We start from the raw sequence: 23,674 nt of genomic DNA on the forward strand, positions 1-23,674 counted from the left end.
CGTCACAGGACGCGCTCCGCCCGCAGCGCCGCGATCTCCTGGCCCGACAGACCCAGGGCGGTGAGGATCTCGTCGGTGTCCGCACCGTGAGGCCGGCCCGCCCAGCGGATCGCGCCCGGTGTCGCCGAGAGGCGGAACAGTACGTTCTGCATCCGCAGCGGTCCCAGCTCCGGGTCGTCCACCTCGGTGACGGAGTCCAGGGCCCGGTACTGCGGGTCCTCCATCACGTCCTGGATGCCGTGGACGGGTGCGATGGCCGCCTCCGCCTTCTCGAACGCGCAGACGGCCTCCTCGCGGGTGTGCCGGGCGACCCAGTCGCCGACCGCCTCGTCGAGTTCGTCGGAGTGCTCGGCGCGGGTGGTGCCGGAGCCGAACCAGGGCTCGTCGATCAGTTCGGGCCGGCCGACCAGACGCATGACCCGTTCGGCGATCGACTGCGCGGAGGTGGAGACGGCGACCCAGTGCCCGTCCGAGGTGCGGTAGGTGTTGCGCGGGGCATTGTTCCGGGAGCGGTTGCCGGTGCGCGGCTGTACGTATCCGAGCTGGTCGTACCAGACCGGCTGCGGGCCGAGCACGGTCAGGATCGGCTCGATGATCGCCATGTCGACGACCTGTCCCTCCCCGGTCCTGTCGCGTCCGGCGAGCGCGGCCATCACGGCGTACGCGGTGGCCAGCGCCGCGATCGAGTCGGCGAGCCCGAACGGCGGCAGCGTGGGCGGTCCGTCCGGTTCCCCGGTGATCGCGGCGAACCCGCTCATCGCCTCGGCCAGGGTGCCGAAGCCGGGACGGTGCGCGTACGGACCGAACTGACCGAAGCCGGTGACCCTGGCCAGCACCAGCCGCGGATTGACGGCGTGCAGCTCCGCCCAGCCGAGGCCCCAGCGCTCCAGGGTTCCGGGCCGGAAGTTCTCGATGATCACATCGGTTCCGGCGGCCAGCCGGAGCAGGATGTCGCGCCCGCCGGGGCTGGACAGGTCGAGGGTCAGATTGCGCTTGTTGCGGCCGAGGAGTTTCCACCACAGGCCGACGCCGTCCTTCGCGGGCCCGTGCCCACGCGACGGATCGGGCTTGCGCGGATGCTCGACCTTGATCACCTCGGCACCGAAGTCACCGAGCATGGTGGCGGAGAGAGGGCCCGCGAAGAGCGTGGCGAGGTCGATGACCCGCAGCCCGGTCAGCGGCGCCTGCGCGGTCGTGTTCATGCGGCGTCGATCTCACTGCGGTACGGCATGGAGGTCGAGGCGCCCGGCCGCTGTACGCACAGCGCGGCGGCGGACGACGCCCAGGCCAGCGACTCGGGTACGGGCCGTCGCTCGCCGAGCGCCACGGCGAGCGTCCCGACGAAGGTGTCCCCGGCCCCGGTGGAGTCGACCGCGGTGACCTCTGGGGCGGGGAAGAGGACGGGCTCGCCGCCCCGGGCCGCGTACAGGCAGCCCTTCGAGCCGAGTGTGACCACCACCGCGGGGACCTGGCCGAGCAGCAGCTGTGCCGCCGCACGGGGGTCGGCGGCGCCGGTGAGCGCGGCCGCCTCGTGCTCGTTGGGGATCAGCAGGTCGACACAGTCGAGGAGTTCGGCGGGCAGGGACTGTACGGGGGAGGGGGTGAGGATGGTCCGTACGCCCTGGGCGTGGGCCACGCGCGCACCCTCCAGCACGGCGGACAGCGGCAGCTCCAGCTGGAGCAGCAGCAGATCGGCCCCGGCGATGGCGGCCATCTCGCCAGGGCCGAGAGCGGTGACGGTGCCGTTGGCGCCGGGGATCACCACGATGGAGTTGGAGCCCAGGTCGTCGACGACGATGTGCGCGGTGCCGCTGGGGCCCTCGGCCGTCTGCAGCAGATCGGTGCCGACGCCCGCGTGCTCCAGGTTGGAGCGCAGCACGGCGCCGTACTCGTCGTCGCCGACCGCGCCGATCATCGTCACGTCGCCGCCCGCGCGGGCGGCGGCGACGGCCTGGTTGGCGCCCTTGCCGCCGGGAACGGTACGGAACTCCCGTCCGGTGACGGTCTCTCCTCGCTCCGGAGCCCGTGCGACGTACGCGACGAGATCCATATTGGTGCTGCCGAGCACCGCGATGCCGGTCATGGGCGGAGTGCCTCCTTGAGGGTGAGCCGGTGGGTCTGTTCGGCGAGGGCGTCGAAGCCGATGGAGTCGAATCCGGCGACCGACGTGGCGAGACGGTTCTTCAGCGGGGCGGTCCAGCGGTCGGGCAGCGCGCCGGGGCTCCCGGCCAGCAGTCCGGCCAGTGAACCGGCGGTCGCGCCGTTGGAGTCGGTGTCCCAGCCGCCCGACACCGCACGGCAGATGGAGTCGGAGTAGTCGCCGTCGGCGTGGGTGAGGGCCGCGGCCAGCAGGGCGGCGTTGGGCAGCACATGGACCCAGTGGTACGCGCCGTACTCGGCGTGCAGCCGGTCGGCCACCGCGTCGAAGCCGCTTTCGCCGCGGGCCGCCGCGATGCCGAAACGCACCGCGTGCGCGAACCGCGAACGAGGCGGCACGACGCGTAGCCCGGCGGCCAGACAGCCGTGCACATCGTGCGCGCCGCCGGCCGCTTCGGCGAGTGCGGCGGCGGCGAACATCGCCCCGTACACCCCGTTGGCGGTGTGGGTGAGGACCGCGTCCCGGTGGGCCTGCTCCGCCGCGGCCGACGGGTCGCCCGGATGCGTCCAGCCGTGCACATCGGCCCGGATCTGCGCACCGATCCACTCCCGGAACGGATTGCGGAACCGGGCGGTGCGCGGGGGCTCGATCCCGTCCAGCAGATTGCGGTACGCGACCCGCTCGGCGGTGAACGTGCGGCCGGCCGGGAGTTCGTCGAGCCAGAGCCGGGCGAGATCACAGGTGGTGAAGGACGGACCGTACCGCTGGAGCAGCAGCAGGCTGAGCAGGGGGTGGTCGAGGTCGTCGTCCTCCGGCATGCCGTCGATGTTCTCGGCCAGGGAGGTGGACGCGGAGCGGCGGTTCCAGGGGTAGGTGGCGGCCAGCTCGGCGGGCAGCCCCTTGGCGGTGAACCACGTGGTCAGCGGCCAGTTGCCGGTGGCGCGGGCCAGTGCGCGGATACCGGCGAGCGGCAGCTTCTCGACGGGTTTGCCGAGCAGACAGCCGGCGGCCCGGCCCAGCCAGGCGGCGTGCAGCCGCTCGTGGCTCACCGGTGTCGGGTCCGTGCGGGGGGCCGGCCAGTCCGGACAGGCGGCCCGGACCGCGGCCAGGTCTGTCGGTTCGTCCGTCTCCAACGGCGATTCCAGCAGGGCGAGTTCGTCGAGCAGCCGCTCGGCGAGCGCGCGCAGCTCCGGTGCCGGAGGGGTCGACGCGCCGGCCCGTTCCGGCGCGGGGGCGCCGCCCGCCTCGTACCACCGGCGGGCGACGGCCCTTGCGTCCCGCCCGTCCTCGGCGGCCTGGCGCAGCTCGTGCCCGACCAGGTCCTCGGGCTGCACCCACGTCACCCGGAGGGTCATGGCGTACCCGCCAGCGCGGCGAACGCCGACTCGTGGGCGCGGCGCCGGGCCGTGTCCCGTACGAACACCTCGCGGGCGACGCCCGCCAGGGCCCCTGCGGGGGCGTGCAGATCGAGCCGGCTGGCCTCGGCGACCGTTCTCACCCAGTCGGCGGGGATCGCCGGTTCGCCGTGGAGCGCGCCCGCGACGGCACCGCTCATGGTGGCGATCGAGTCGCAGTCCCGGCCGTAGTTCACCGAGCCGAGGACCGCGTGCCGGTAGTCGCCGTCCGCGACGAGCAGCATGCCGAGCGCGATGGGGAGTTCCTCGATGGCGTGCAGCCGGGACGGCCGACGGGCGCCGAGGGAGGGGGCGCGGTAGTCGGGGCCCACGGTGTCGAAGGGCGCGACGGCGGCGCGCAGGGGAGCGAGGGCGGTCTCGAAGTCGCGGTGACGGACGGCCGCTTCGCACACCGCCTCGATGGCGGACCGGGTGCCGTCCTTGGCGAGCGACAGACAGGTCTCGACGACGCCGGCGGGCGTCGCGTCCGGGGCGCACGCGGCCGCGACGGCCGCGGCGAAGACTCCGGCCGCTTCCCTGCCGTAGGAGGACTGATGGGCGCCGGCGACATCCAGCGCCTCGGCGTACGCGGCCTCCGGGTGGGCGGCGTTGACCAGGCCGACCGGTGCCATGTACATCGCCGCACCGCAGTTGACGATGTTTCCGGAACCCGCCTCGCGCGGATCGACATGGCCGTAGTGCAGCCGCGCGACGATCCACTTCTCGGCGAGGAAGATCCGCTGGAGCGGCAGTGCGTCGGCCTCCAGCTCCGGAATCCAGCGGGGGGTCGAGATCAGCTCCGGTACGAGGTGGTCGGCGACCGCGTACGCGTCGAGGTGGTCGCGCACGGCGTCGTACACCCGTACCAGCGCATGGGTCATCAAGGTGTCGTCGGTGACGTGTCCGTCGCCCTTGTGGTACGGGGCGATGGGGCGGGCCGTACGCCAGTCGTCGCCGTCCCACGGGCCGACGATGCCGCTGATCCGCCCGCCGTGGCGGGCCACGATCTGCTCGGGGGGCCGGCCCTCGACGGGACCGCCGAGCGCGTCGCCGACCGCGGCGCCGACGAGCGCTCCCGTGATCCGCTCATCGAGTGTGAGTACCGTGGTTCTCGCCCCGGACCGCACGGGCGTCATGGATGTCATGTCCGAATTGTCCACCCGTGGGCTTCGGTTCCGTGGCTGCCAGCAGCCCGGCGAGTTCGATCAGATCGGTCCCCGCGAGACGGGGCAGCGCACACCCCGCCAAGGTGCGGCAGGCGTCGCGCCAGCCGTCCGGGACGGCGTCGATGCCGCAGAGCGCGCCGGTCAGCGCGCCGGCCAGTGCGGGCGCGGAGTCGGCCACCCGTGACAGGCACGCCGCCGCGGGAACGGCCTGGGCGATCCGGCCGCGGGCCGCGGTGGCCAGGGCGAGCGCGACCGGGACGGTCTCGGCGGCGGCGATCCCGTAGCTGTAGACGTGGTCGACGATCTGATGCTCCAGCACCGGTACCAGGGCGAACGCACCCGCCGCCTCGCCGACGAAGTCACGGGCGATCCGGACGGCATGGGCGGCGTTGCGGGCGATCTCCGTGCCGTCGGGGAGCTGCGCGAGCGCGGCGTTCACCGCCGTGTCCACATCCGCGCCGCCCAGTGCCTCGGCGATCGCTGCCGCCATCGCGCGGGCGCCGTGCACCCCGTCGCCGTCCTGGGTGTAGCGGGCGTCGAACTCGGCGAGGTCGGCGGCGGCCGCCGGGTCGCCGGGGTGGGCGACGGCGAGCACGGCGGCCCGTACGCAGGCCGCGTCGTCGAAGTAGTGCGGGTTGTCGTGACCGGTGGCGGGCGGGCGCAACCCGGCGGCGAGATTCCCGAGTCCGGCCCGTACCGAGATCCGGGCGCGCAGCGGGAGCACCGCGGACTCGACCTCGGGGGCGCGGGCGGCAGCCGCGGCGACCTCGGCCGCCAGCGCGTTCCAGGCGACGTCGACGGCGGCCCGCATCCGGTGTTCGGGGGACAACCCGTGCAGCGGACCGGCTGTCGAGGCGAGCACGGTCCCGGCGGCGAACGCCGCCCATTCGGCGTCGTCGGACGGCCCGAGCCGCAGGGGTTCGGGCGGCTGGTTGAGGGCGATGGGGACGGGCAGCGTGGTCGTGGCGTTCTGCTCGGCGAAGGTGTCGAGCTCCCGGGTGAGGCGCCGGGTCCATTCGGGCATCCGGGCGGCCCGGTGCCGCGCGGCGGGCCACCCGGCGGCGTCCCCGGCGGCGAGCCCGAGCAGCAGCCCCTCGATCCGGGCCCGATGACCGGGGGAGGGGCGGGTGCGGAACCGGGCGGGCGCGGAAGCAGGGGCGCGGGGGGTGTCGCGGTGGATGTCGTGCGGGGCGTCCCGGTCCGCTTCGTCCGCGGTGGCGGGTGCGACGGGGACGTTGTGCGCTGGTCCGGCCGCGGACGTGCGAGGCGTGCCGCCCGCGTCCGCACGCGGGCGGTCCCGTGCCAGGCCCTCCTGGCTGGTGGCGGACGGGGTGTGCTCGGCGGCGTGCGCCCGTCCGCCCTCGGGCGTACGGGCTTCACCCCGCCCGTCCCCGTACGCCTCGTCCGTGTCGTCCGGGGTGAGCAACTCCGCGATGTCCAGGACGTGATAGCCACGCATCGACGGCAGACAGCTGCCCCGGACCGGGCCGATCGCCTCCCCCCAGTGCCGCGGGATCGCCGACGCCCCGTGCAGGGCGCCGGCCAGGGCCCCCGCCACCGCGGCCGTCGTGTCCGCGTCGCGGCCCATGTTGACCGCGGTCAGCACCGCCGTGCGGAAGTCGCCGCGCGCCGCCGCGAACGCTCCGAAGGCCAGTCCGACCGCCTCGGGGGCCAGGTCCGTCCACGGATAGCCGCCGACGACCACCGCGGAGCGCACCGCGCGTTCCCCGGTGAGCCGGTCGGGGTACGTGCGCTGCGCGGCGGCCACGGCGCGCCGCAGCGAACGCGCCGTCCAGGAGTCCATGGGGACGACGGACAGCGCGGCGGCGATCACCGAGGCGACCGAGGCCCCCGCCATCGCGGCGGCCACCCCGGCCGCCACCGCCTGGCCGCCGTAGATGCCCTCCCCGTCATGACTGACCCGCCCGTCGACCGCGACCAGGCGTGCCGCCTCGTCCGGCCGGCCCGCCGCGAAGACACCGAACGGCGCCGCCCGCATCGCCAGGCCGTCGCTCCAGGCGTGCCGGTGCTGGGCGGAGATCGGCGCGGCCAGACCCCGGCGCAGATTCTCCAGCGTGCCCCGCTCGCTGAATCCGGCACCGCGGAAGGGCCCTTCGTCCAGGTCGGCGATCCACAGGTGCCACGCCCGCTCCACATGGGTGACCGTCAGCGCCGAACCGTGCCGCGCGAGGAGCAGCCCGGAGAAGATCGCGTACTCCGTGTCGTCCGTGCCCGCGGGGTCGTCGCTCACGAAGCCCTCGATCCGGCCCCAGCGACGGCGGATCTCGGACGGCCGCAGGTTCTCCGCCGGTGCGCCCAGCGCATCACCGACCGCGAGGCCGAGCAGCGCGCCCCGGGCCCGGTCGCCCAGGTCCTCCCGGGGCGCGCAGCCCCGTACCGCCGCCCGGGCGCCGTGCGTCCGAGGTTCCGCCGGATTTCCTGCAATCGACTCCATCGTGTCGACCCTTCGCTCGCACCGGGCCCGTTCTCGTGCCTCCTCGATATGTGCCACGCGGAGCCTCGGCGGAGGCCGAAATCGCAACAAAAGGGCCAGTCGGATGATGGCCCGGAAGTGGCAAGGCAGGCCGTACTTACCTGGTCAGAGGGCAGGTAAGTACGGCCTGCCTTGCTGGCGGGAGCTCATTTTCGTGCGTACTTTCGATGGTGTTGAGCGGGGGCGGAGCGCGTGGAACCCGCTGCCGGAGAAGGGGAGAGCCGTGTCCATCATCGAGACCGACGCCGTACTGCACGAGGCGCACCGGGACAACCACACCCACCGTGATGTGAACGGCGGCTGGCTGCGCCCGGCGGTGTTCGGTGCCATGGACGGGCTCGTCTCCAACCTCGCGCTGATGACCGGCGTCGCGGGCGGCGCCGTCTCGCAGCAGACGATCGTGATCACCGGTCTGGCGGGCCTGGCCGCCGGTGCCTTCTCCATGGCGGCCGGCGAATACACCTCCGTCGCCTCGCAGCGTGAGCTCGTCGAGGCCGAACTCGACGTCGAGCGGCGCGAGTTGCGCAAGCATCCCAAGGACGAGGAGCGGGAGCTCGCCGCGCTCTACGAGTCCCGCGGCGTCGAGCCCCGTCTCGCCCGCGAGGTCGCGCGCCAGCTGTCGCGCGATCCGGAGCAGGCCCTGGAGATCCACGCCCGCGAGGAGCTCGGCATCGATCCGGGTGATCTGCCCTCGCCGCTCGTCGCCGCGGTGTCGTCGTTCGGCGCGTTCGCGCTGGGGGCCCTGTTGCCCGTGCTGCCGTATCTGCTCGGCGCGAGCGCGTTGTGGCCGGCCGTGCTGCTGGCCCTGGTCGGACTGTTCGCCTGCGGGGCGGTGGTGGCCAGGGTGACGGCGCGCAGCTGGCTGTACAGCGGGCTGCGGCAGCTGGCGCTCGGCGGGGCCGCCGCGGCGATCACCTACGGTCTGGGCACGCTGTTCGGTGTGGCCGTCGGAGGCTGACCGTGGGGCATGACATGGAGCCCGTCCGGCCGGAGGCGTCGTCCTCGCGTGCCGGGCGGGCTCCGTTCCGTGACGTGTCCGCCATCGGTGTGACGTACGTCTTGGGGTCCACCTCTGGGCGGACCGGTTGCGCCCGACGTAAAATGAGTCTCTATGCGGCGCTACACATAAGTAGCCGTTACCCGGCGGTTTCATTTCCTCTGCCGCCGGGCATGAGCCGTAGACACCGCGGGCAACGACGCCTGCTCTCTGCGGTCCCCCCGGGCGCCGATCCTCCGACTGCGGCCCACCCCCACCGCCTCAGGCGGTGTCCGGATGTTGGAACGGACTATCCGCTTCTTGAGAAGCGCCCCATCATGTAGAACCTGCACGAAATTTCGCAGAGGGCCAACGTCGTCCCTCGGCACTGCACATGCCACGACGACGACGGGAGAGCCCATGCGTACCGACGCCTGGTCGCCCATGGACGGTCGCCCCGCCCAGCAGGGGCTGTACGACCCCCGTGACGAGCACGACGCCTGCGGTGTCGGGTTCGTGGCCACCCTGACCGGTGTGGCCAGCCATGAGCTGGTCGAGCAGGCGCTGACCGTACTGCGCAACCTCGAACACCGCGGAGCCACCGGATCCGAGCCCGACTCCGGCGACGGAGCCGGAATCCTCCTCCAGGTGCCGGACGCCTTCCTCCGCGACGAGGTCGCCTTCGACCTCCCCGAGGCCGGTGCCTACGGTGTCGGAATCGCCTTCCTGCCCGCGGACGACTCCACCGAGGCCGTCCGGAAGCTGGAGAAGATCTCCGCCGAGGAGGGCCTCAGGGTCCTCGGCTGGCGTCAGGTCCCGGTCACCCCGGACATCCTCGGCAAGGGCGCCCGCGCCACCATGCCGGAATTCCGTCAGCTCTTCGTCACGGACGGCGAGAGCACCGGCATCGCGCTCGACCGCAAGGCCTTCGTGCTGCGCAAGCGCGCCGAGCGGGAGGCCGGGGTGTACTTCCCCTCGCTCTCCGCCCGCACGATCGTCTACAAGGGCATGCTCACCACCGGGCAGCTGGAACCGTTCTTCCCGGACCTCTCCGACCGCCGCTTCGCCACCGCCGTGGCGCTGGTGCACTCGCGGTTCTCCACGAACACCTTCCCGAGCTGGCCGCTCGCCCACCCGTACCGCTTCGTCGCGCACAACGGCGAGATCAACACGGTCAAGGGCAACCGCAACTGGATGAAGGCCCGCGAGTCCCAGCTCGCCACCAGCCTCTTCGGGGCTGCGCAGCTGGACCGGATCTTTCCGGTCTGCACCCCGGACGCCTCCGACTCCGCCTCCTTCGACGAGGTCCTGGAGCTGCTCCACCTCGGCGGCCGGTCGCTGCCGCACTCGGTGCTGATGATGGTCCCCGAGGCGTGGGAGAGCCCCGAATCCCAGAAGGCCATGGATCCGGCCCGCCGCGCCTTCTACCAGTACCACTCCACGATGATGGAGCCCTGGGACGGCCCGGCCTGCGTCACCTTCACGGACGGTACCCAGGTCGGTGCGGTGCTGGACCGCAACGGTCTGCGCCCCGGCCGCTACTGGGTCACCGACGACGGCCTCGTCGTGCTCTCCTCCGAGGTCGGTGTCCTGGACATCGACCCCGCGAAGGTGGTCCGCAAGGGACGCCTCCAGCCCGGCAGGATGTTCCTCGTGGACACGGCCGAGGGCCGCATCATCGAGGACGACGAGATCAAGGCGGCCCTCGCCGCCGAGCAGCCGTACCAGGACTGGCTGGAGGCCGGCGAGATCGAGCTGGAGGACCTCCCCGAGCGGGAGCACATCGTGCACACGCACGCCTCCGTCACCCGCCGCCAGCAGACCTTCGGCTACACCGAGGAGGAGCTGCGCGTCATCCTCGCGCCGATGGCCCGCACCGCCGGCGAACCGCTCGGCTCCATGGGTACGGACTCGCCGATCGCCGCCCTGTCCGAGCGCCCCCGGCTGCTCTTCGACTACTTCACCCAGCTGTTCGCGCAGGTCACCAACCCCCCGCTGGACGCCATCCGCGAGGAGCTCGTCACCTCCCTGCGCTCCACGCTCGGCCCGCAGGGCAACCTGCTGGAGCCGATCGCCGCGTCCTGCCGCAGCGTCACGCTGCCGTTCCCGGTGATCGACAACGACGAGCTGGCCAAGCTGATACACATCAACGCCGACGGCGACATGCCGGGGATGAAGGCCGCCACGCTCTCCGGTCTCTACCGGGTCGGCGGCGGCGGCGAGGCCCTCGCCGCGCGGATCGAGCAGATCTGCGCCGAGGTCGACGCCGCCATAGAGGACGGCGCCCGCCTGATCGTCCTGTCCGACCGGCACTCCGACGCCGAGCACGCGCCGATCCCCTCGCTGCTGCTCACCTCCGCCGTCCACCACCACCTCATCCGCACCAAGCAGCGCACCCAGGTCGGTCTGCTGGTCGAGGCCGGGGACGTCCGCGAGGTCCACCACGTCGCGCTGCTCATCGGTTACGGTGCCGCCGCGGTCAACCCGTACCTGGCGATGGAGTCCGTCGAGGACCTGGTCCGCGCCGGTACGTTCATCGAGGGCATCGAGCCCGAGAAGGCCATCCGGAACCTGATCCACGCGCTCGGCAAGGGCGTCCTGAAGGTCATGTCCAAGATGGGCATCTCGACGGTCGCCTCCTACCGCGGCGCCCAGGTCTTCGAGGCCGTCGGCCTGAACGAGGACTTCGTCGCGAAGTACTTCAACGGCACCGCAACCAAGATCGGCGGCGCCGGACTCGATGTCATCGCCAAGGAGGTCGCCGCCCGCCACGCCAAGGCGTACCCGGCCTCCGGCATCTCCGCCTCGCACCGTGCGCTGGAGATCGGTGGCGAGTACCAGTGGCGCCGCGAGGGCGAGCCGCACCTGTTCGACCCGGAGACGGTCTTCCGCCTCCAGCACGCCACGCGCACCAAGCGTTACGACATCTTCAAGAAGTACACGGACCGGGTGAACGAGCAGTCCGAGCGCCTGATGACGCTGCGCGGTCTGTTCCGCTTCAAGAGCGACCGCGAGGCGATCCCGGTCGACGAGGTCGAGTCCGTCTCCGACATCGTCAAGCGCTTCTCCACCGGCGCCATGTCGTACGGCTCGATCTCCCGCGAGGCGCACGAGACCCTCGCCATCGCCATGAACCAGCTGGGCGGCAAGTCCAACACCGGTGAGGGCGGCGAGGACGCCGACCGGCTCCACGACCCGGCGCGCCGCTCGTCGATCAAGCAGGTCGCCTCCGGCCGCTTCGGTGTGACCAGCGAGTACCTGGTCAACGCGGACGACATCCAGATCAAGATGGCGCAGGGTGCCAAGCCCGGCGAGGGCGGCCAGCTGCCCGGCCACAAGGTCTACCCGTGGGTCGCGAAGACCCGGCACTCCACCCCGGGTGTCGGCCTGATCTCCCCGCCGCCGCACCACGACATCTACTCCATCGAGGACCTGGCCCAGCTGATCCACGACCTCAAGAACGCCAACCCGGCGGCCCGCATCCACGTGAAGCTGGTCTCCGAGGTCGGCGTCGGCACGGTCGCCGCGGGTGTCTCCAAGGCGCACGCGGACGTCGTCCTGATCTCCGGCCACGACGGCGGAACGGGCGCCTCCCCGCTCACCTCGCTGAAGCACGCGGGCGGTCCCTGGGAGCTGGGCCTCGCCGAGACCCAGCAGACCCTGCTGCTCAACGGCCTGCGCGACCGCATCGTCGTGCAGACCGACGGCCAGCTCAAGACCGGCCGCGACGTCGTGATCGCCGCGCTGCTGGGCGCCGAGGAGTTCGGTTTCGCGACCGCGCCGCTCGTCGTCTCCGGCTGCGTCATGATGCGCGTCTGTCACCTGGACACCTGCCCGGTCGGCATCGCCACCCAGAACCCGGTCCTGCGGAGCCGGTTCTCCGGCAAGGCCGAGCACGTCGTCAACTTCTTCGAGTTCATCGCCCAGGAGGTCCGTGAGCTCCTCGCCGAGCTGGGCTTCCGCGCCATCGAAGAGGCCGTCGGCCACGCCGAGCTGCTCGACACCGACCGTGCGATCACGCACTGGAAGGCGCAGGGCCTCGACCTGGAGCCCCTGTTCCACGTTCCCGAGCTGCCCGAAGGTGCCGTCCGGCACCAGCTGGTCGAGCAGGACCACGGTCTCGCCAAGGCCCTCGACAACGAGCTGATCAGGCTCGCCGCCGACGCCCTGAACGCGGAGAGCGCCGAGGCCGCCCAGCCGGTCCGGGCCCAGATCGCGATCCGGAACATCAACCGGACCGTCGGCACCATGCTCGGCCACGAGGTGACGAAGAAGTTCGGCGGTGCCGGCCTGCCGCAGGACACCATCGACATCACGTTCACCGGCTCCGCCGGCCAGTCCTTCGGCGCCTTCCTGCCGAGCGGAGTGACCCTGCGCCTGGAGGGCGACGCCAACGACTACGTCGGCAAGGGCCTCTCCGGTGGCCGCGTCGTCGTCCGCCCGGACCGCGGCGCCGACCACCTCGCCGAGTACTCCACCATCGCGGGCAACACGATCGCCTACGGCGCCACCGGCGGCGAGCTGTTCCTGCGCGGCCGGACCGGTGAGCGCTTCTGCGTCCGCAACTCCGGCGCGACGGTCGTCTCGGAAGGCGTGGGCGACCACGGCTGCGAGTACATGACCGGCGGCCGCGCCGTCGTGCTCGGGGAGACCGGACGCAACTTCGCCGCGGGCATGTCGGGCGGCATCGCGTACGTCATCGACCTGGACCGCGACAACGTCAACTCCGGCAACCTCGGCGCGATCGAGGCCCTCTCCGACACCGACGAGCAGTGGCTGCACGACGTGGTGCGCCGCCACCAGGAGGAGACCGGGTCCACGGTCGCCGAGAAGCTGCTCGCCGAGTGGGACGGCGCCGAGGGCGGCGCCTCCCGCTTCAGCAAGATCATCCCGTCCACGTACAAGGCAGTGCTCGCCGCCAAGGACGCCGCTGAGCTCGCCGGTCTCTCCGAACAGGAGACCACCGAGAAGATGATGGAGGCGGCGACCAATGGCTGACCCCAAGGGCTTCCTGACCACCGGGCGCGCGGTCGCCGAGACCCGCCCCGTGGGCGAGCGTGTCAAGGACTGGAACGAGGTCTACGTTCCGGGCTCGCTGCTCCCGATCATCAGCAAGCAGGCCGGCCGCTGCATGGACTGCGGCATCCCGTTCTGCCACAACGGCTGTCCGCTCGGAAACCTCGTCCCCGAGTGGAACGACTACGCCTACCGCGAGGACTGGACGGCCGCGTCCGAGCGCCTGCACGCCACGAACAACTTCCCGGAGTTCACCGGGCGGCTCTGCCCGGCCCCGTGCGAGTCGGCGTGTGTGCTCGGCATCAACCAGCCGGCCGTCACCATCAAGAACGTCGAAGTCTCCATCATCGACAAGGCGTGGGACAGCGGCGACGTCACCCCGCAGCCGCCCGAGCGGCTCTCCGGCAAGACCGTCGCCGTCATCGGCTCGGGCCCGGCGGGCCTCGCCGCCGCCCAGCAGCTGACCCGGGCCGGCCACACGGTCGCCGTCTACGAGCGCGCGGACCGCATCGGCGGCCTTCTCCGTTACGGCATCCCCGAGTTCAAGATGGAGAAGTCGCACATCAACCGCCGCATCGAGCAGATGCGCGCGGAAGGCACCAAGTTCCGCACGGAGACGGAGATCGGCAGGGACATCGACGCCGCCAAGCTCCGCCGCCGGTACGACGCGGTCGTCATCGCCGCCGGTGCCACCGTCTCCCGCGACCTGCCCGTCCCGGGCCGTGAGCTGAACGGCGTGCACTTCGCCATGGAGTACCTGCCGCTCGCCAACAAGGTGCGGGAGGGCGACCTGACGGTCTCCCCGATCACCGCCGAGGGCAAGCACGTCGTCGTCATCGGCGGCGGCGACACCGGTGCCGACTGCGTCGGCACCGCCCACCGCCAGGGCGCGCTCTCCGTCACCCAGTTGGAGATCATGCCCCGGCCGGGCGAGGACCGTAACGCCAACCAGCCCTGGCCGACCTTCCCGATGCTCTACAAGGTCACCTCCGCGCACGAGGAGGGCGGCGAGCGCGTGTACTCCGTCTCCACCACCCACTTCGAGGGCGACGAGGACGGCAACGTCCAGGCCCTGCACCTGGTCGAGGTGGAGTTCAAGGACGGCAGGCTGGAACAGAAGCCCGGCACCGAGCGGAAGATCCCCGCACAGCTGGTCACCCTGGCCATGGGCTTCACCGGCACCGACCAGTCCAACGGCCTGGTCCAGCAGTTCGGCCTGGAGCTCGACGAGCGCGGCAATGTCGCGCGAGACGAGGACTACGCCACCAACGTCGGCGGCGTGTTCGTCGCCGGTGACGCCGGCCGCGGCCAGTCCCTCATCGTGTGGGCCATCGCCGAGGGCCGCTCCGCGGCGCGCGGCGTGGACCGCTTCCTGACCGGAGCCAGCGCCCTGCCGGCCCCGATCCGCCCCACGGACCGTGCCCTGACGGTCTGAATCACGGCACACAAGGACGTCCCGTACAAAGGCGTACGGAACTGAACGCGGCGCCTGCCCGTCCCCGACCGGACGATCTCGGCAGGCGCCGTGGCGCGTTCCGGGACGGGCGGACCGCTCAGAGCCTGTCGGGCGACCTCTGATCGGGCGGACGTCACGCGACAGGCTCTCAGCCCGTCAGCGCGGAGGTCTTCAGGACCACCAGCAGCACCAGCACGGCGAGGAGCACCACCCCCGAGGCCGCCTGGATCGTCGTCCGCCGCTTCGCCGGGGCGTACGCGTACGCGAGCGTGACGATGCCGCCCGTCAGGAGCCCGCCCAAGTGGCCCTGCCACGACGTGAATCCGGCCGAGATCAGCATCCAGATCAGGAAGCCGGCCATGAACCGGTTCACCGCCTGCATGTCGCGGCCCAGGCGCCGGTTGACGACGTAGAACGCCGCACCGAGACCGAAGACCGCACCCGAGGCACCCACGGTGGCATCGAACGGGGCGATCAGATACACCAGGACCGAACCGCCCAGCGCGGACAGCAGATACAGCGTGAGGTAGCGGGCCCGGCCCAACTGCTCCTCGACGACCCGGCCCAGATTCCACAGCGCGTACATGTTGAAGAGGATGTGCAGCACCCCGAACGGCAGCGAGCCGAAGGACGATCCGTCCGGCGGGAGATGCAGGAAGGCCCCGGTCAGCAGCCGGTACCACTCGCCGTCCACCACACCGGTCACGTCGAAGCCGGGGAAGTGCCCGGCCTCGTAGACGTACCGGCCTCCGTCCGGGCCGTTCAGTCCGGCACCGAGCATCGAGAACCGGTCGACGATCCCCGGACGGACCAGCTCGCCCAGATACGCCAGGATGTTGAGGCCCATCAGTACGTACGTGACGAGCGGCACCGCGGCCCGGGACACCACGCCGCCGAACACCGTGCGTGCCTGCCGGACCGAACGCTGCCCCTCCTTCACGCACTCCACGCAGTGGTGGCCGACGGCGGCCTCCCGCATGCAGTCGGGACAGATGAAGCGTTCGCAGCGGGTGCAGCTCACATACGTCTCGTACGACGGATGGCGATAACAGGTGGTGACCGCGGCCTCCACGGCAGGCTCCTTCACGGTGGGCGGACACGAGCGGCCGGTGGGGACGGCGGCGATCAAGATAGCGAACACCGTGGCCCCCGGCATATCCGGGTGCCTTACGGCCTCGCCCACGATGGGCAGCGGCGTCGCGGTGTCCGGGGCCTCCGCCTTGGATTCGAAGGCCCCGGACGCCGCTCCTTCTCCCCCTGCCCATCGTGGGCGAGGCCGTTACGCTCGGGGTCCCGAGACGTCGAGGAACGGAGCATCCGCATGGTCGGCTCGTCCGCCGCAACAGGTCCGGCCATCAGCCTCCGCAAGATCGAGGAGACCGCTCCCGCGCTGGTCGACCTCTACAAGAGCGCGTCGGTGTCGCTGACGAAGAGCGGCATGAGCGGCGAGCGGGCCGCGGTCTACCTGGTGCTCGACCACTCCGGCTCCATGAGGGAGTACTACAAGGACGGCAGCGTCCAGGCCCTGGCGGACCGGGTGCTGGGCCTCTCGGCCCATCTGGACGACGACGGCCGCGTACCCGTCGTCTTCTTCTCCACGGACATCGACGCCGTCACCGACGTGGCCCTGGACAACCACCACGGCCGGATCGACGCGATCGTGGCGGGCCTCGGACACATGGGGAAGACCAGCTACCACCTGGCCATGGACGCCGTCATCGACCACTACCTCGACAGCGGCTCGACCGCCCCCGCGCTCGTCGTCTTCCAGACCGACGGCGGCCCGATCAGCAAGCACGCGGCGGAGCGTTACCTCTGCAAGGCGGCCAAGCTGCCGCTGTTCTGGCAGTTCATCGGCTTCGGCAACAAGCGCAGTACGCAGTTCGACTTCCTGCGCAGGCTCGACGATCTGGCCGTGCCCGCCAAGCGCCCCGTCGACAACGCCGGATTCTTCCACGCCGGCTCCGACCCGCGCCGGGTCCCGGACGCCGAGCTGTACGACCGGCTGGTCGCCGAGTTCCCGCAGTGGCTGGCCGCGGCCCGCGCCCAGGGGATCGTCGGATGACGGCCCGGGTACTGCGGGCGGCCGACCGTACGGCCACGCCCTGGAAGAACGGCGGGGGAGTCACCCGGGAGATCGCGGCGTCCCCCGAGGGCGCGCCGCTGGACGCCTTCGACTGGCGGGTCAGCCTCGCCGATGTGTCCAGGGACGGACCGTTCTCCTCCTTCCCCGGCGTCGACCGCACGCTGACCGTGGTCGAGGGCGCCGGGATGGACCTCGTGGTGGGCGGTGAGCACCACATCGTCGACGAGCCGTACTGGCCGCACGACTTCCCCGGTGATCCCGAGACGGACGGCCGGCTGCTCGGCGGCCCGGTCGTGAACGTCAATGTCATGTACCGCCGGGGGCGTACGGCGGCGGAGGTCGCGGTGGTACGCGGCACCCTGAGGCTGTCGGCGCCGGCGGGCGGGGCGGTTCTGGCCCTCGCGCTGGAGGACGGTGCGGTGCTCGACGGCCAGGGCATCGAGCTCGGCCGTTACGACGCGTTGTTGGTACAGGGCGACTCGTCGGGGGTGCTCCGGACCCAGGGGTGGGCACTGCTGGTGACCCTGTCGCACGGATGAGCCGGTGCGCGCCGGGAAATACAGGACAGGAGATGTCGGGTTTCCAGGTTTTCATGGCCGCATGACATCGAGTTCCTGGCAAGCGTTCCACTCGACGGAACCGGCCTTCGCCGACACCGTCCGGGCCCGTTTCGGGCAGTACAAGCACCACGTCCTGGCGACCCTGCGGAGGGACGGGTCGCCGCGGGTGACCGGCCTGGAGGTGGATTTCGGTTTCGGTGAGCTGTGGCTCGGCATGATGCCGAACTCGCGCAAGGCGCTCGACCTGCTGCGCGACCCACGGTTCGCGGTGCAGGCCAATCCCGGACCGGACGCCGAGATGGCGGACGGCGACGTCCGGGTCTCCGGACGGGCCGTGGAGGTGACCGACCCCGCGTTCCTGGCCCGTTTCGTCGAGGAGATGAAGCCGCCGGAGCCGTTCCACCTCTTCCGTGCGGAACTCCAGGAGGTGGTCCGAACGTCCCTGGATTCCGGGGAGTTGGTGGTGCAGGTGTGGCGGCCCGGCAAGCCGTTGCGCACGATCCGCCGGGCCGCGGACGACAGCGCCCCGTACGAGACCTGACCCCTCTCCTCCTCACCCGCCGGACGGGTCTGTCCGCGCCAGCACCCGCGCGCGGCAGGCCCCCGGTGTCCCCCACGCGTCCCGCAGCGGTCGTGCCCTGCGCAGCCACAGCGACAGATCCAGCTCCTCGGTGTACCCCACCGCACCGTGCAACTGCAGCGCCGTCCGCGCCGCCGCGTATCCCGCCTCGCCCGCCGTCACCTTGGCCGCCGCCACCTCCGCACCGGCGTTCGGCGCCCCCTCGGCGAGCGCGAGCGCCGCCCCGTACAGCAGCGGACGGGCGAACTCCAGCCCGATCAGTGTGTCGGCGAGCCGGTGCTTGACCGCCTGGAAGGACCCGATGGCCGTGCCGAACTGGGTGCGCTGCTTCACGTGTCCGACCGTGGCCCGCAGCAGCGCCTCGCCGGTGCCGAGCGCCTGGGCGGCCGTCGCGAACGCCGCCCATCGGGCGGCCCTCGCCGCCGCCTTCGCCACCCGGGGGCCGGATGCCAGCAACTCCCCACCCGCCTCGGGACGCCACAGCCGACGGGCCGGGTCGGACGACACGCCGAGCGCCCCGGACCCGGGCGCGAGCCGCAGCTCGTCGTCGGTCACCGTGAACACGGCGTCCACGGCATCCGCGTCCAGCGCGTACGGCCCGTGGCCGTCCATCCGTAGCGTCGCCGATGCGGCACCGGACGCCAGCCGCGGCAGCCACTCCTTGGCCACCGCGCCGCCCACACCTTCCAGCAGCACCCCGGCCGCGACGGTCTCCACGACCGGCCCCGGTACCGCATGCCGCCCCAACTCGGTGAAGGCGACGGCGAGTTCGACCGGCAACGGCCCGACCCCCTCGTACGCCTCCGGAATCGCCAGGGCGAACACCCCCGCCTGCGCCAGTCGCTCCCACAGGGCCCGGCCCGGCCCGTGCTCCCCGGCGGCCCAGGCGCGTATCGCCGCGGGGGTGTCCGAGGCGGTCAGCATCGCGTCCAGCGAACGGGCGAACCCCCGCTGCTCGTCGTCGAGGAGGAATCGCATCAGCGCCGTCCCTTCGGCAGGCCGAGCAGCCGCTCGGCGATGATGTCGCGCTGGATCTCGTTCGTACCGGCGTAGATGGGGCCGGCGAGGGAGAAGACGTACCCCTCGGCCCACTCCCCTTCGGCGAGTTCGCCGTCCGTGCCCAGCAGGTCGAGCGCGGTCTCGTGCAGCGCGATGTCGTACTCGGACCAGAACACCTTGTTCAGGCTGGACTCCGCGCCGATGGTCGCACCGGCCGCGAAGCGCGACGCGTTCGCGCCGGTGAAGAGCTGATACGCGCGTGCCCCGATCACCGCGTCCGCCACCCGGTTCCGCAGCGCCGTGTCCGACGGGTCGCCGTGGCTGCGCCACAACGCGGCCAGCCGGTCGGCCGAGGCCAGGAAGCGGCCGGGGGAGCGGAGCGTCAGCCCGCGCTCGTTGCCCGTTGTCGACATGGCGATGCGCCAGCCCTGCCCGGGTTCCCCGATGACGTCCGCGTCCGGTACGAACACCTCGTCCAGGAACAGCTCGGCGAAGGCGGGCTTGCCGTCGAGCCGCCCGATCGGCCGGACGGACACCCCCGGCGCCGACAGGTCGAACATCAGATACGTCAGCCCGTGATGCGGCTTCGCGGCCTGTGGATCCGTACGGAAGATGCCGAACGCCCGGTCCGCGAACGCGGCCCGCGAGGACCAGGTCTTCTGCCCCGAGAGGAGCCAGCCGCCCTCCGTGCGCACCGCCCGTGAGCGCAGCGACGCCAGGTCCGAGCCCGACTCGGGCTCGGACCAGGCCTGGGCCCAGATCACCTCGCCGCTCGCCATCGACGGCAGGACCCGGGCCCGTTGCTCGTCCGTGGCGTGGTCGAAGAGCGTCGGAGCGAGGAGGTTGATGCCGTTCTGCGAGACCCGGCCGGGTCCGCCCGCCGCGTAGTACTCCTCCTCGAAGACCAGCCACCGGAAGATGTCGGCACCCCGCCCGCCGTACTCGGGCGGCCAGGAGACGACCGACCAGCGGTCCGCGTGGAGCCGTGCCTCCCACTCCCGGTGCGCGGCGAAGCCCTCGGCGGTCTCCAGGGACGGCAGCGGCTCCACGGGGACGTTGGCCCGCAGCCACTGACGCGCCTCGGCCCGGAACTCCTCCTCCTCGGCCGTGTACGACAGGTCCATCACGTGTCCGCCTTCTTCATCGAGGCGATGTCCATGCCGCCCAGCGGGTCCGCCGCCGTCTCCGCGTTGTGCGCGTGGGCGAGGTGGTGCAGTCCGAAGACCGAGTCCAGGCCGGTGTGCAGCCCCTGAAGGTCCTCGGCCTGGTTGACCGCGCGCTTGGTCAGGGCCAGTCCCAGCCGTGGCATCTGCGCTATCCGCAGCGCCAGTTCACGGGTGCGGTCGGCGAGTTCGCCGCGCTCCACCACCTTGTTCACCATGCCGACCTCGTACGCCCTGCGGGCGCTCATCCGGTCGCCGGTGTACAGGAACTCCTTCGCTATCCGGGGCGGCATCACCCATGGGTGTGCGAAGTACTCGACACCGGGGATGCCCATCCGGACCACCGGATCGGCGAAGAAGGCGTCCTCGCTCGCCACGATCAGGTCGCAGATCCAGGCGAGCATCAGCCCGCCGGCCACACACGCCCCCTGCACCGAGGCGACGACCGGCTTCGGCAGCTCGCGCCAGCGCCTGCACATGCCGAGATAGACCTCCGACTCACGGGCGAAACGGCTCTCCGCCCCGGTCTTGTCGGAGTGGTCCCACCACAGACCGGCCCTGCGCTCGAAGGGCAGATGCGCGTCGCGGCCGGGCGTGCCGATGTCGTGGCCCGCCGAGAAGTGCTCCCCGGCGCCGGCCAGCACGACCACCTTGACCTCGGAGTCCTCGGTGGCCCGGTAGAACGCGGCGTCCAGGGCGTAGGTCATCGCCGAGTTCTGCGCGTTGCGGTAGCGCGGGCGGTTCAGCGTGATGTACGCGACCGGACCCCGGCGCTCGTACAGCACGGGATCGGCCTGGGACCGGTCGGCGGGTGTGTCGTGGGCAGCGGGCATCGGCTCCATCCTTCCCTAACAAGTGTTTGGTAGGTTAACGTACCGGCACGACCACCGTCGAGGATCCGTGGGCCGGGATCGAGGAGGCACAGGCATGAGCGCACCGCAGTACGTACCCGGACACGGGCTGCTGGCCGGCCGCGGCGCCGTCGTCACCGCGGCCGCGGGCGCCGGGATCGGCGGCGCCACCGCCCGCAAGTTCCTCGAGGAGGGCGCGCGCGTCGTCATCGGCGACGCGCACGCCCGGCGGCTGAAGGAGACCGAGCAGGCGTTCGCCGAGGAGTTCGGCGCCGACCGCGTCGCCGCACTGCCCTGTGACGTCACCGACGAGACCCAGGTCCAGGCGCTCTTCGCGCTCGCCGAAGAGACCCACGGCGGCCTCGACATCGTCGTCAACAACGCGGGCCTGGGCGGCACCGCCGAGCTGACCGAGATGACCGACGAACAGTGGACCAAGGTCCTCGACGTCACCCTGAACGGCACCTTCCGCTGCACCCGGGCCGCCCTGCGCTCGCTCAAGGCGGCCGGCCGCGGCGGCATCGTCGTCAACAACGCCTCCGTCGTCGGCTGGCGCGCCCAGAGCGGCCAGGCCCATTACGCCGCCGCCAAGGCGGGTGTCATGGCCCTCACCCGGTGCGCCGCCGTCGAGGCCGCCGAGTACGGGGTGCGCGTCAACGCCGTCGCCCCCAGCCTCGCCATGCACCCGCACCTGGTGAAGGTCACCTCCGCGGAACTCCTCGACGAACTGATCGCGAAGGAAGCCTTCGGCCGCTACGCCGAGCCGTGGGAGATCGCCAACGTCATCGTCTTCCTCGCCAGCGGCTACTCCTCGTACATGACGGGCGAAGTCGTCTCCGTCAGCAGCCGGCATGCCTGAGCGGGCGCTCCCCGCGGCGTCCGCGGGGCCGTCCGGCGGGCGGAGAATGGTCGGGTGCCTACCAAGAAGAAGCCCCAGGTGACCCCCTCGCCCGAGCGCCGCCGCGAACTGCTCGACACCGCCGCCGAAGTGTTCGCCGCGCAGGGATACAACGCCACCACCGTCCGCAGGATCGCGGACGCGGCCGGGATGCTCGCGGGCAGTCTCTACTACCACTTCGATTCCAAGGAGTCGATGATCGACGAGATCCTCTCGACCTTCCTCACCGAACTCTGGGAGGGGTACGACGCGGTGCTCGCCGCCGGACTCGGACCCCGGGAGACCATCGAGGCCCTCGTCACCGAGTCCTTCCGGGAGATCGACCGGCACCGCGCCGCCGTCGCCATCTACCAGAAGGAGTCCAAGCACCTGGCCACCCAGCCGCGCTTCCAGTACCTCGTCGACTCCCAGCAGAAGTTCGAGGAGGCCTGGCTCGGCACGCTGGAACGCGGCGTCACCGACAAGACCTTCCGCGCCGACCTCGACATCCGCCTCACCTACCGCTTCGTCCGCGACACCGTCTGGGTCGCGGCGTCCTGGTACCGGCCCGGCGGACAGCACAGCCCCGAGGAGATCGCCCGCCAGTACCTCTCGATGGTCCTGGACGGCATCGCCCTGGACACCTGAACCCACTCAAGGAGCAGCAGTCATGGCCGAGGCATACATAGTCGAAGCGGTACGCACCCCGGTCGGCCGGCGCAAAGGGGGACTCGGCGCGGTCCACCCCGCCGACCTCGGCGCCCACGTCATCAAGGCCCTCGTCGAGCGGACGGGGATCGACCCGGCGGCCGTCGAGGACGTGGTCTTCGGCTGCCTCGACACCGTCGGACCGCAGGCCGGTGACATCGCCCGCACCTGCTGGCTGGCGGCCGGACTGCCCGAGGAGGTCCCCGGCGTCACCGTCGACCGCCAGTGCGGCTCCTCCCAGCAGGCCGTGCACTTCGCCGCCCAGGGCGTCCTCTCCGGCACGCAGGACCTGGTCGTCGCGGGCGGGACCCAGAACATGACGCAGATCCCGATCGCCTTCGCCTCCCGTCAGGCCGCTGAGCCCCTCGGTCTGACGGACGGCCCGTACGCCGGCAGCGAGGGCTGGCGCGCCCGGTACGGCGACGCGCCGGTCAATCAGTTCCACGGTGCCCAGCTGATCGCCGAGAAATGGGGCATCGGCCGTCGGGACATGGAGGAGTTCGCCCTGCGCTCCCATCGGCGCGCCATCCGCGCCATCGACGAGGGCCGCTTCGCGCGCGAGACCGTCGCCTACGGTGACGTCACCACCGACGAGGGGCCGCGCCGCGACACCACCCTGGAGAAGATGGCGGGGCTGAAACCGGTCCTTGAGGGCGGCACGATCACCGCCGCCTGTTCCTCGCAGGTCTCCGACGGGGCCGCCGCCATGCTCATCGCCTCCGAGCGCGCCGTGGCCGAGCACGGCCTCACCCCGCGCGCCCGGATCCATCACCTCTCGGTGCGCGCCGAGGACCCGATCCGCATGCTGTCGGCGCCGATCCCGGCCACCGCGTACGCGCTCAAAAAGGCCGGAATGACCATCGAAGACATCGACCTGGTCGAAATCAACGAGGCATTCGCGCCGGTCGTCCTGGCCTGGCTGAAAGAAACCGGAGCCGACCCGGACAAGGTCAATGTCAACGGCGGCGCCATCGCCCTGGGTCACCCGCTCGGTGCAACCGGTACGAAATTGATGACGACATTGCTGCACGAACTTGAGCGCACCGGAGGCCGCTACGGCCTGCAGACCATGTGCGAGGGCGGCGGTCAGGCGAACGTGACGATCATCGAACGGCTCTGAACTCCTCCTCGGCCGCGACGCGGCCCGGTACCGGCGACGAGCGGCCACGACACGGCTCGCAGAACGATTTCGACGGCGTTTTGAGTGCGCTCCGGGCCAGTCACCCCAAGGGCCCGGCAGGGAATCCGCC

Annotated in this window: 18 protein-coding genes and 1 pseudogene; 9 read left to right on the forward strand and 10 right to left on the reverse strand. The window is 71.7% G+C overall.

The annotated features are described in order from the left end of the window. Positions 1 to 2: 2 nt before the first annotated feature. From ACIOHC_RS34045 to ACIOHC_RS34070, 6 genes and pseudogenes are all read right to left on the reverse strand, one after another. Positions 3 to 1,202, reverse strand: a complete 1,200-nt coding sequence (locus ACIOHC_RS34045) for a CoA transferase (protein ID WP_351086414.1) — start codon at positions 1,200 to 1,202, stop codon at positions 3 to 5. Further along, positions 1,199 to 2,083: a ribokinase gene (rbsK, locus tag ACIOHC_RS34050; RefSeq protein ID WP_351086416.1), complete on the reverse strand. Its 885-nt coding sequence runs from the start codon at positions 2,081 to 2,083 to the stop codon at positions 1,199 to 1,201. Before rbsK ends, ACIOHC_RS34045 begins: the two co-directional genes overlap by 4 nt. Next, the gene (locus ACIOHC_RS34055; protein WP_365690209.1) at positions 2,080 to 3,453 is read right to left on the reverse strand and encodes an ADP-ribosylglycohydrolase family protein; all 1,374 of its coding nucleotides are present in this window, start codon (positions 3,451 to 3,453) and stop codon (positions 2,080 to 2,082) included. The genes rbsK and ACIOHC_RS34055 overlap by 4 nt, the downstream gene beginning before the upstream one ends. Beyond that, on the reverse strand, positions 3,450 to 4,637 hold the full coding sequence (locus tag ACIOHC_RS34060) for an ADP-ribosylglycohydrolase family protein (protein WP_351086420.1): 1,188 nt from the start codon (positions 4,635 to 4,637) through the stop codon (positions 3,450 to 3,452). The genes ACIOHC_RS34055 and ACIOHC_RS34060 overlap by 4 nt, the downstream gene beginning before the upstream one ends. Further along, positions 4,579 to 5,757 (reverse strand): ADP-ribosylglycohydrolase family protein, encoded by a 1,179-nt coding sequence (locus ACIOHC_RS34065; protein ID WP_351086430.1) that lies wholly within the window; start codon positions 5,755 to 5,757, stop codon positions 4,579 to 4,581. Before ACIOHC_RS34065 ends, ACIOHC_RS34060 begins: the two co-directional genes overlap by 59 nt. Before the next feature lie 285 nt (positions 5,758 to 6,042). Next, positions 6,043 to 7,113: pseudogene (locus ACIOHC_RS34070) on the reverse strand (ADP-ribosylglycohydrolase family protein); the annotation flags it as partial. Between the two features lie 262 nt (positions 7,114 to 7,375). On the opposite strand from ACIOHC_RS34070, the gene ACIOHC_RS34075 reads away from it, so the two are divergent. From ACIOHC_RS34075 to ACIOHC_RS34085, 3 genes are all read left to right on the forward strand, one after another. Further along, entirely contained in the window at positions 7,376 to 8,110 is a 735-nt protein-coding gene (locus ACIOHC_RS34075; protein WP_351086422.1) for a VIT1/CCC1 transporter family protein, read from the forward strand. Between the two features lie 438 nt (positions 8,111 to 8,548). Beyond that, a complete protein-coding gene (gltB, locus tag ACIOHC_RS34080) occupies positions 8,549 to 13,126 on the forward strand; it encodes a glutamate synthase large subunit (protein ID WP_351086424.1) in 4,578 nt (1,525 codons plus the stop codon). After that, positions 13,119 to 14,579 carry a glutamate synthase subunit beta gene (locus tag ACIOHC_RS34085; RefSeq protein ID WP_351086426.1) on the forward strand — a complete coding sequence of 487 codons (1,461 nt, stop codon included), beginning with the start codon at positions 13,119 to 13,121 and terminating at the stop codon, positions 14,577 to 14,579. The genes gltB and ACIOHC_RS34085 overlap by 8 nt, the downstream gene beginning before the upstream one ends. A 169-nt stretch (positions 14,580 to 14,748) precedes the next feature. Here the strand turns inward: ACIOHC_RS34085 and ACIOHC_RS34090 are convergent, their stop codons facing one another. Further along, positions 14,749 to 15,672, reverse strand: coding sequence for a rhomboid family intramembrane serine protease (locus ACIOHC_RS34090; protein WP_401845319.1), 924 nt, complete (start codon positions 15,670 to 15,672; stop codon positions 14,749 to 14,751). A 249-nt stretch (positions 15,673 to 15,921) separates the two neighbouring features. On the opposite strand from ACIOHC_RS34090, the gene ACIOHC_RS34095 reads away from it, so the two are divergent. The 3 genes from ACIOHC_RS34095 (at position 15,922) to ACIOHC_RS34105 (ending at position 17,787) form a co-directional block, all read left to right on the forward strand. After that, complete coding sequence (locus ACIOHC_RS34095) at positions 15,922 to 16,665, forward strand: VWA domain-containing protein (RefSeq protein WP_351084880.1); 744 nt, start codon at positions 15,922 to 15,924, stop codon at positions 16,663 to 16,665. Further along, positions 16,662 to 17,225 carry a HutD family protein gene (locus ACIOHC_RS34100; protein WP_365692193.1) on the forward strand — a complete coding sequence of 188 codons (564 nt, stop codon included), beginning with the start codon at positions 16,662 to 16,664 and terminating at the stop codon, positions 17,223 to 17,225. Before ACIOHC_RS34095 ends, ACIOHC_RS34100 begins: the two co-directional genes overlap by 4 nt. Before the next feature lie 61 nt (positions 17,226 to 17,286). After that, entirely contained in the window at positions 17,287 to 17,787 is a 501-nt protein-coding gene (locus ACIOHC_RS34105; protein WP_401845322.1) for a pyridoxamine 5'-phosphate oxidase family protein, read from the forward strand. Positions 17,788 to 17,799: 12 nt separating this feature from the next. Here the strand turns inward: ACIOHC_RS34105 and ACIOHC_RS34110 are convergent, their stop codons facing one another. The 3 genes from ACIOHC_RS34110 to ACIOHC_RS34120 are packed head-to-tail and all read right to left on the reverse strand — an operon-like array spanning position 17,800 to position 20,821. Beyond that, complete coding sequence (locus tag ACIOHC_RS34110) at positions 17,800 to 18,804, reverse strand: acyl-CoA dehydrogenase family protein (protein ID WP_351084886.1); 1,005 nt, start codon at positions 18,802 to 18,804, stop codon at positions 17,800 to 17,802. Continuing rightward, complete coding sequence (locus ACIOHC_RS34115) at positions 18,804 to 19,949, reverse strand: acyl-CoA dehydrogenase family protein (protein WP_389637285.1); 1,146 nt, start codon at positions 19,947 to 19,949, stop codon at positions 18,804 to 18,806. The genes ACIOHC_RS34110 and ACIOHC_RS34115 overlap by 1 nt, the downstream gene beginning before the upstream one ends. Continuing rightward, complete coding sequence (locus ACIOHC_RS34120) at positions 19,949 to 20,821, reverse strand: enoyl-CoA hydratase (protein ID WP_351084888.1); 873 nt, start codon at positions 20,819 to 20,821, stop codon at positions 19,949 to 19,951. Before ACIOHC_RS34120 ends, ACIOHC_RS34115 begins: the two co-directional genes overlap by 1 nt. Before the next feature lie 94 nt (positions 20,822 to 20,915). Between ACIOHC_RS34120 and ACIOHC_RS34125 the strand changes: the two genes are divergently transcribed. From ACIOHC_RS34125 to ACIOHC_RS34135, 3 genes are read left to right on the forward strand one after another with little or no spacing between them, the layout of a single operon-like run. Then, positions 20,916 to 21,698: an SDR family oxidoreductase gene (locus ACIOHC_RS34125; protein ID WP_351084890.1), complete on the forward strand. Its 783-nt coding sequence runs from the start codon at positions 20,916 to 20,918 to the stop codon at positions 21,696 to 21,698. 54 nt (positions 21,699 to 21,752) lie between these two features. Continuing rightward, positions 21,753 to 22,364, forward strand: coding sequence for a TetR/AcrR family transcriptional regulator (locus ACIOHC_RS34130; RefSeq protein WP_351084892.1), 612 nt, complete (start codon positions 21,753 to 21,755; stop codon positions 22,362 to 22,364). 22 nt (positions 22,365 to 22,386) lie between these two features. Next, a complete protein-coding gene (locus ACIOHC_RS34135) occupies positions 22,387 to 23,544 on the forward strand; it encodes an acetyl-CoA C-acetyltransferase (protein WP_351084894.1) in 1,158 nt (385 codons plus the stop codon). Positions 23,545 to 23,674 lie beyond the last annotated feature (130 nt).

This window comes from Streptomyces sp. NPDC088252 (assembly GCF_044740965.1).
In the GTDB taxonomy this organism is placed as follows: domain Bacteria; phylum Actinomycetota; class Actinomycetes; order Streptomycetales; family Streptomycetaceae; genus Streptomyces.

Coding starts and splice junctions, on each gene's coding strand:
- ACIOHC_RS34045 (WP_351086414.1), bottom strand. CDS start 1,202: ATGAACACGACCGCGCAGGCGCCGCTGACCGGGCTGCGGGTCATCGAC.
- rbsK (WP_351086416.1), bottom strand. CDS start 2,083: ATGACCGGCATCGCGGTGCTCGGCAGCACCAATATGGATCTCGTCGCG.
- ACIOHC_RS34055 (WP_365690209.1), bottom strand. CDS start 3,453: ATGACCCTCCGGGTGACGTGGGTGCAGCCCGAGGACCTGGTCGGGCAC.
- ACIOHC_RS34060 (WP_351086420.1), bottom strand. CDS start 4,637: ATGACATCCATGACGCCCGTGCGGTCCGGGGCGAGAACCACGGTACTC.
- gltB (WP_351086424.1), top strand. CDS start 8,549: ATGCGTACCGACGCCTGGTCGCCCATGGACGGTCGCCCCGCCCAGCAG.
- ACIOHC_RS34085 (WP_351086426.1), top strand. CDS start 13,119: ATGGCTGACCCCAAGGGCTTCCTGACCACCGGGCGCGCGGTCGCCGAG.
- ACIOHC_RS34095 (WP_351084880.1), top strand. CDS start 15,922: ATGGTCGGCTCGTCCGCCGCAACAGGTCCGGCCATCAGCCTCCGCAAG.
- ACIOHC_RS34100 (WP_365692193.1), top strand. CDS start 16,662: ATGACGGCCCGGGTACTGCGGGCGGCCGACCGTACGGCCACGCCCTGG.
- ACIOHC_RS34105 (WP_401845322.1), top strand. CDS start 17,287: ATGACATCGAGTTCCTGGCAAGCGTTCCACTCGACGGAACCGGCCTTC.
- ACIOHC_RS34110 (WP_351084886.1), bottom strand. CDS start 18,804: ATGCGATTCCTCCTCGACGACGAGCAGCGGGGGTTCGCCCGTTCGCTG.
- ACIOHC_RS34115 (WP_389637285.1), bottom strand. CDS start 19,949: ATGGACCTGTCGTACACGGCCGAGGAGGAGGAGTTCCGGGCCGAGGCG.
- ACIOHC_RS34120 (WP_351084888.1), bottom strand. CDS start 20,821: ATGCCCGCTGCCCACGACACACCCGCCGACCGGTCCCAGGCCGATCCC.
- ACIOHC_RS34125 (WP_351084890.1), top strand. CDS start 20,916: ATGAGCGCACCGCAGTACGTACCCGGACACGGGCTGCTGGCCGGCCGC.
- ACIOHC_RS34135 (WP_351084894.1), top strand. CDS start 22,387: ATGGCCGAGGCATACATAGTCGAAGCGGTACGCACCCCGGTCGGCCGG.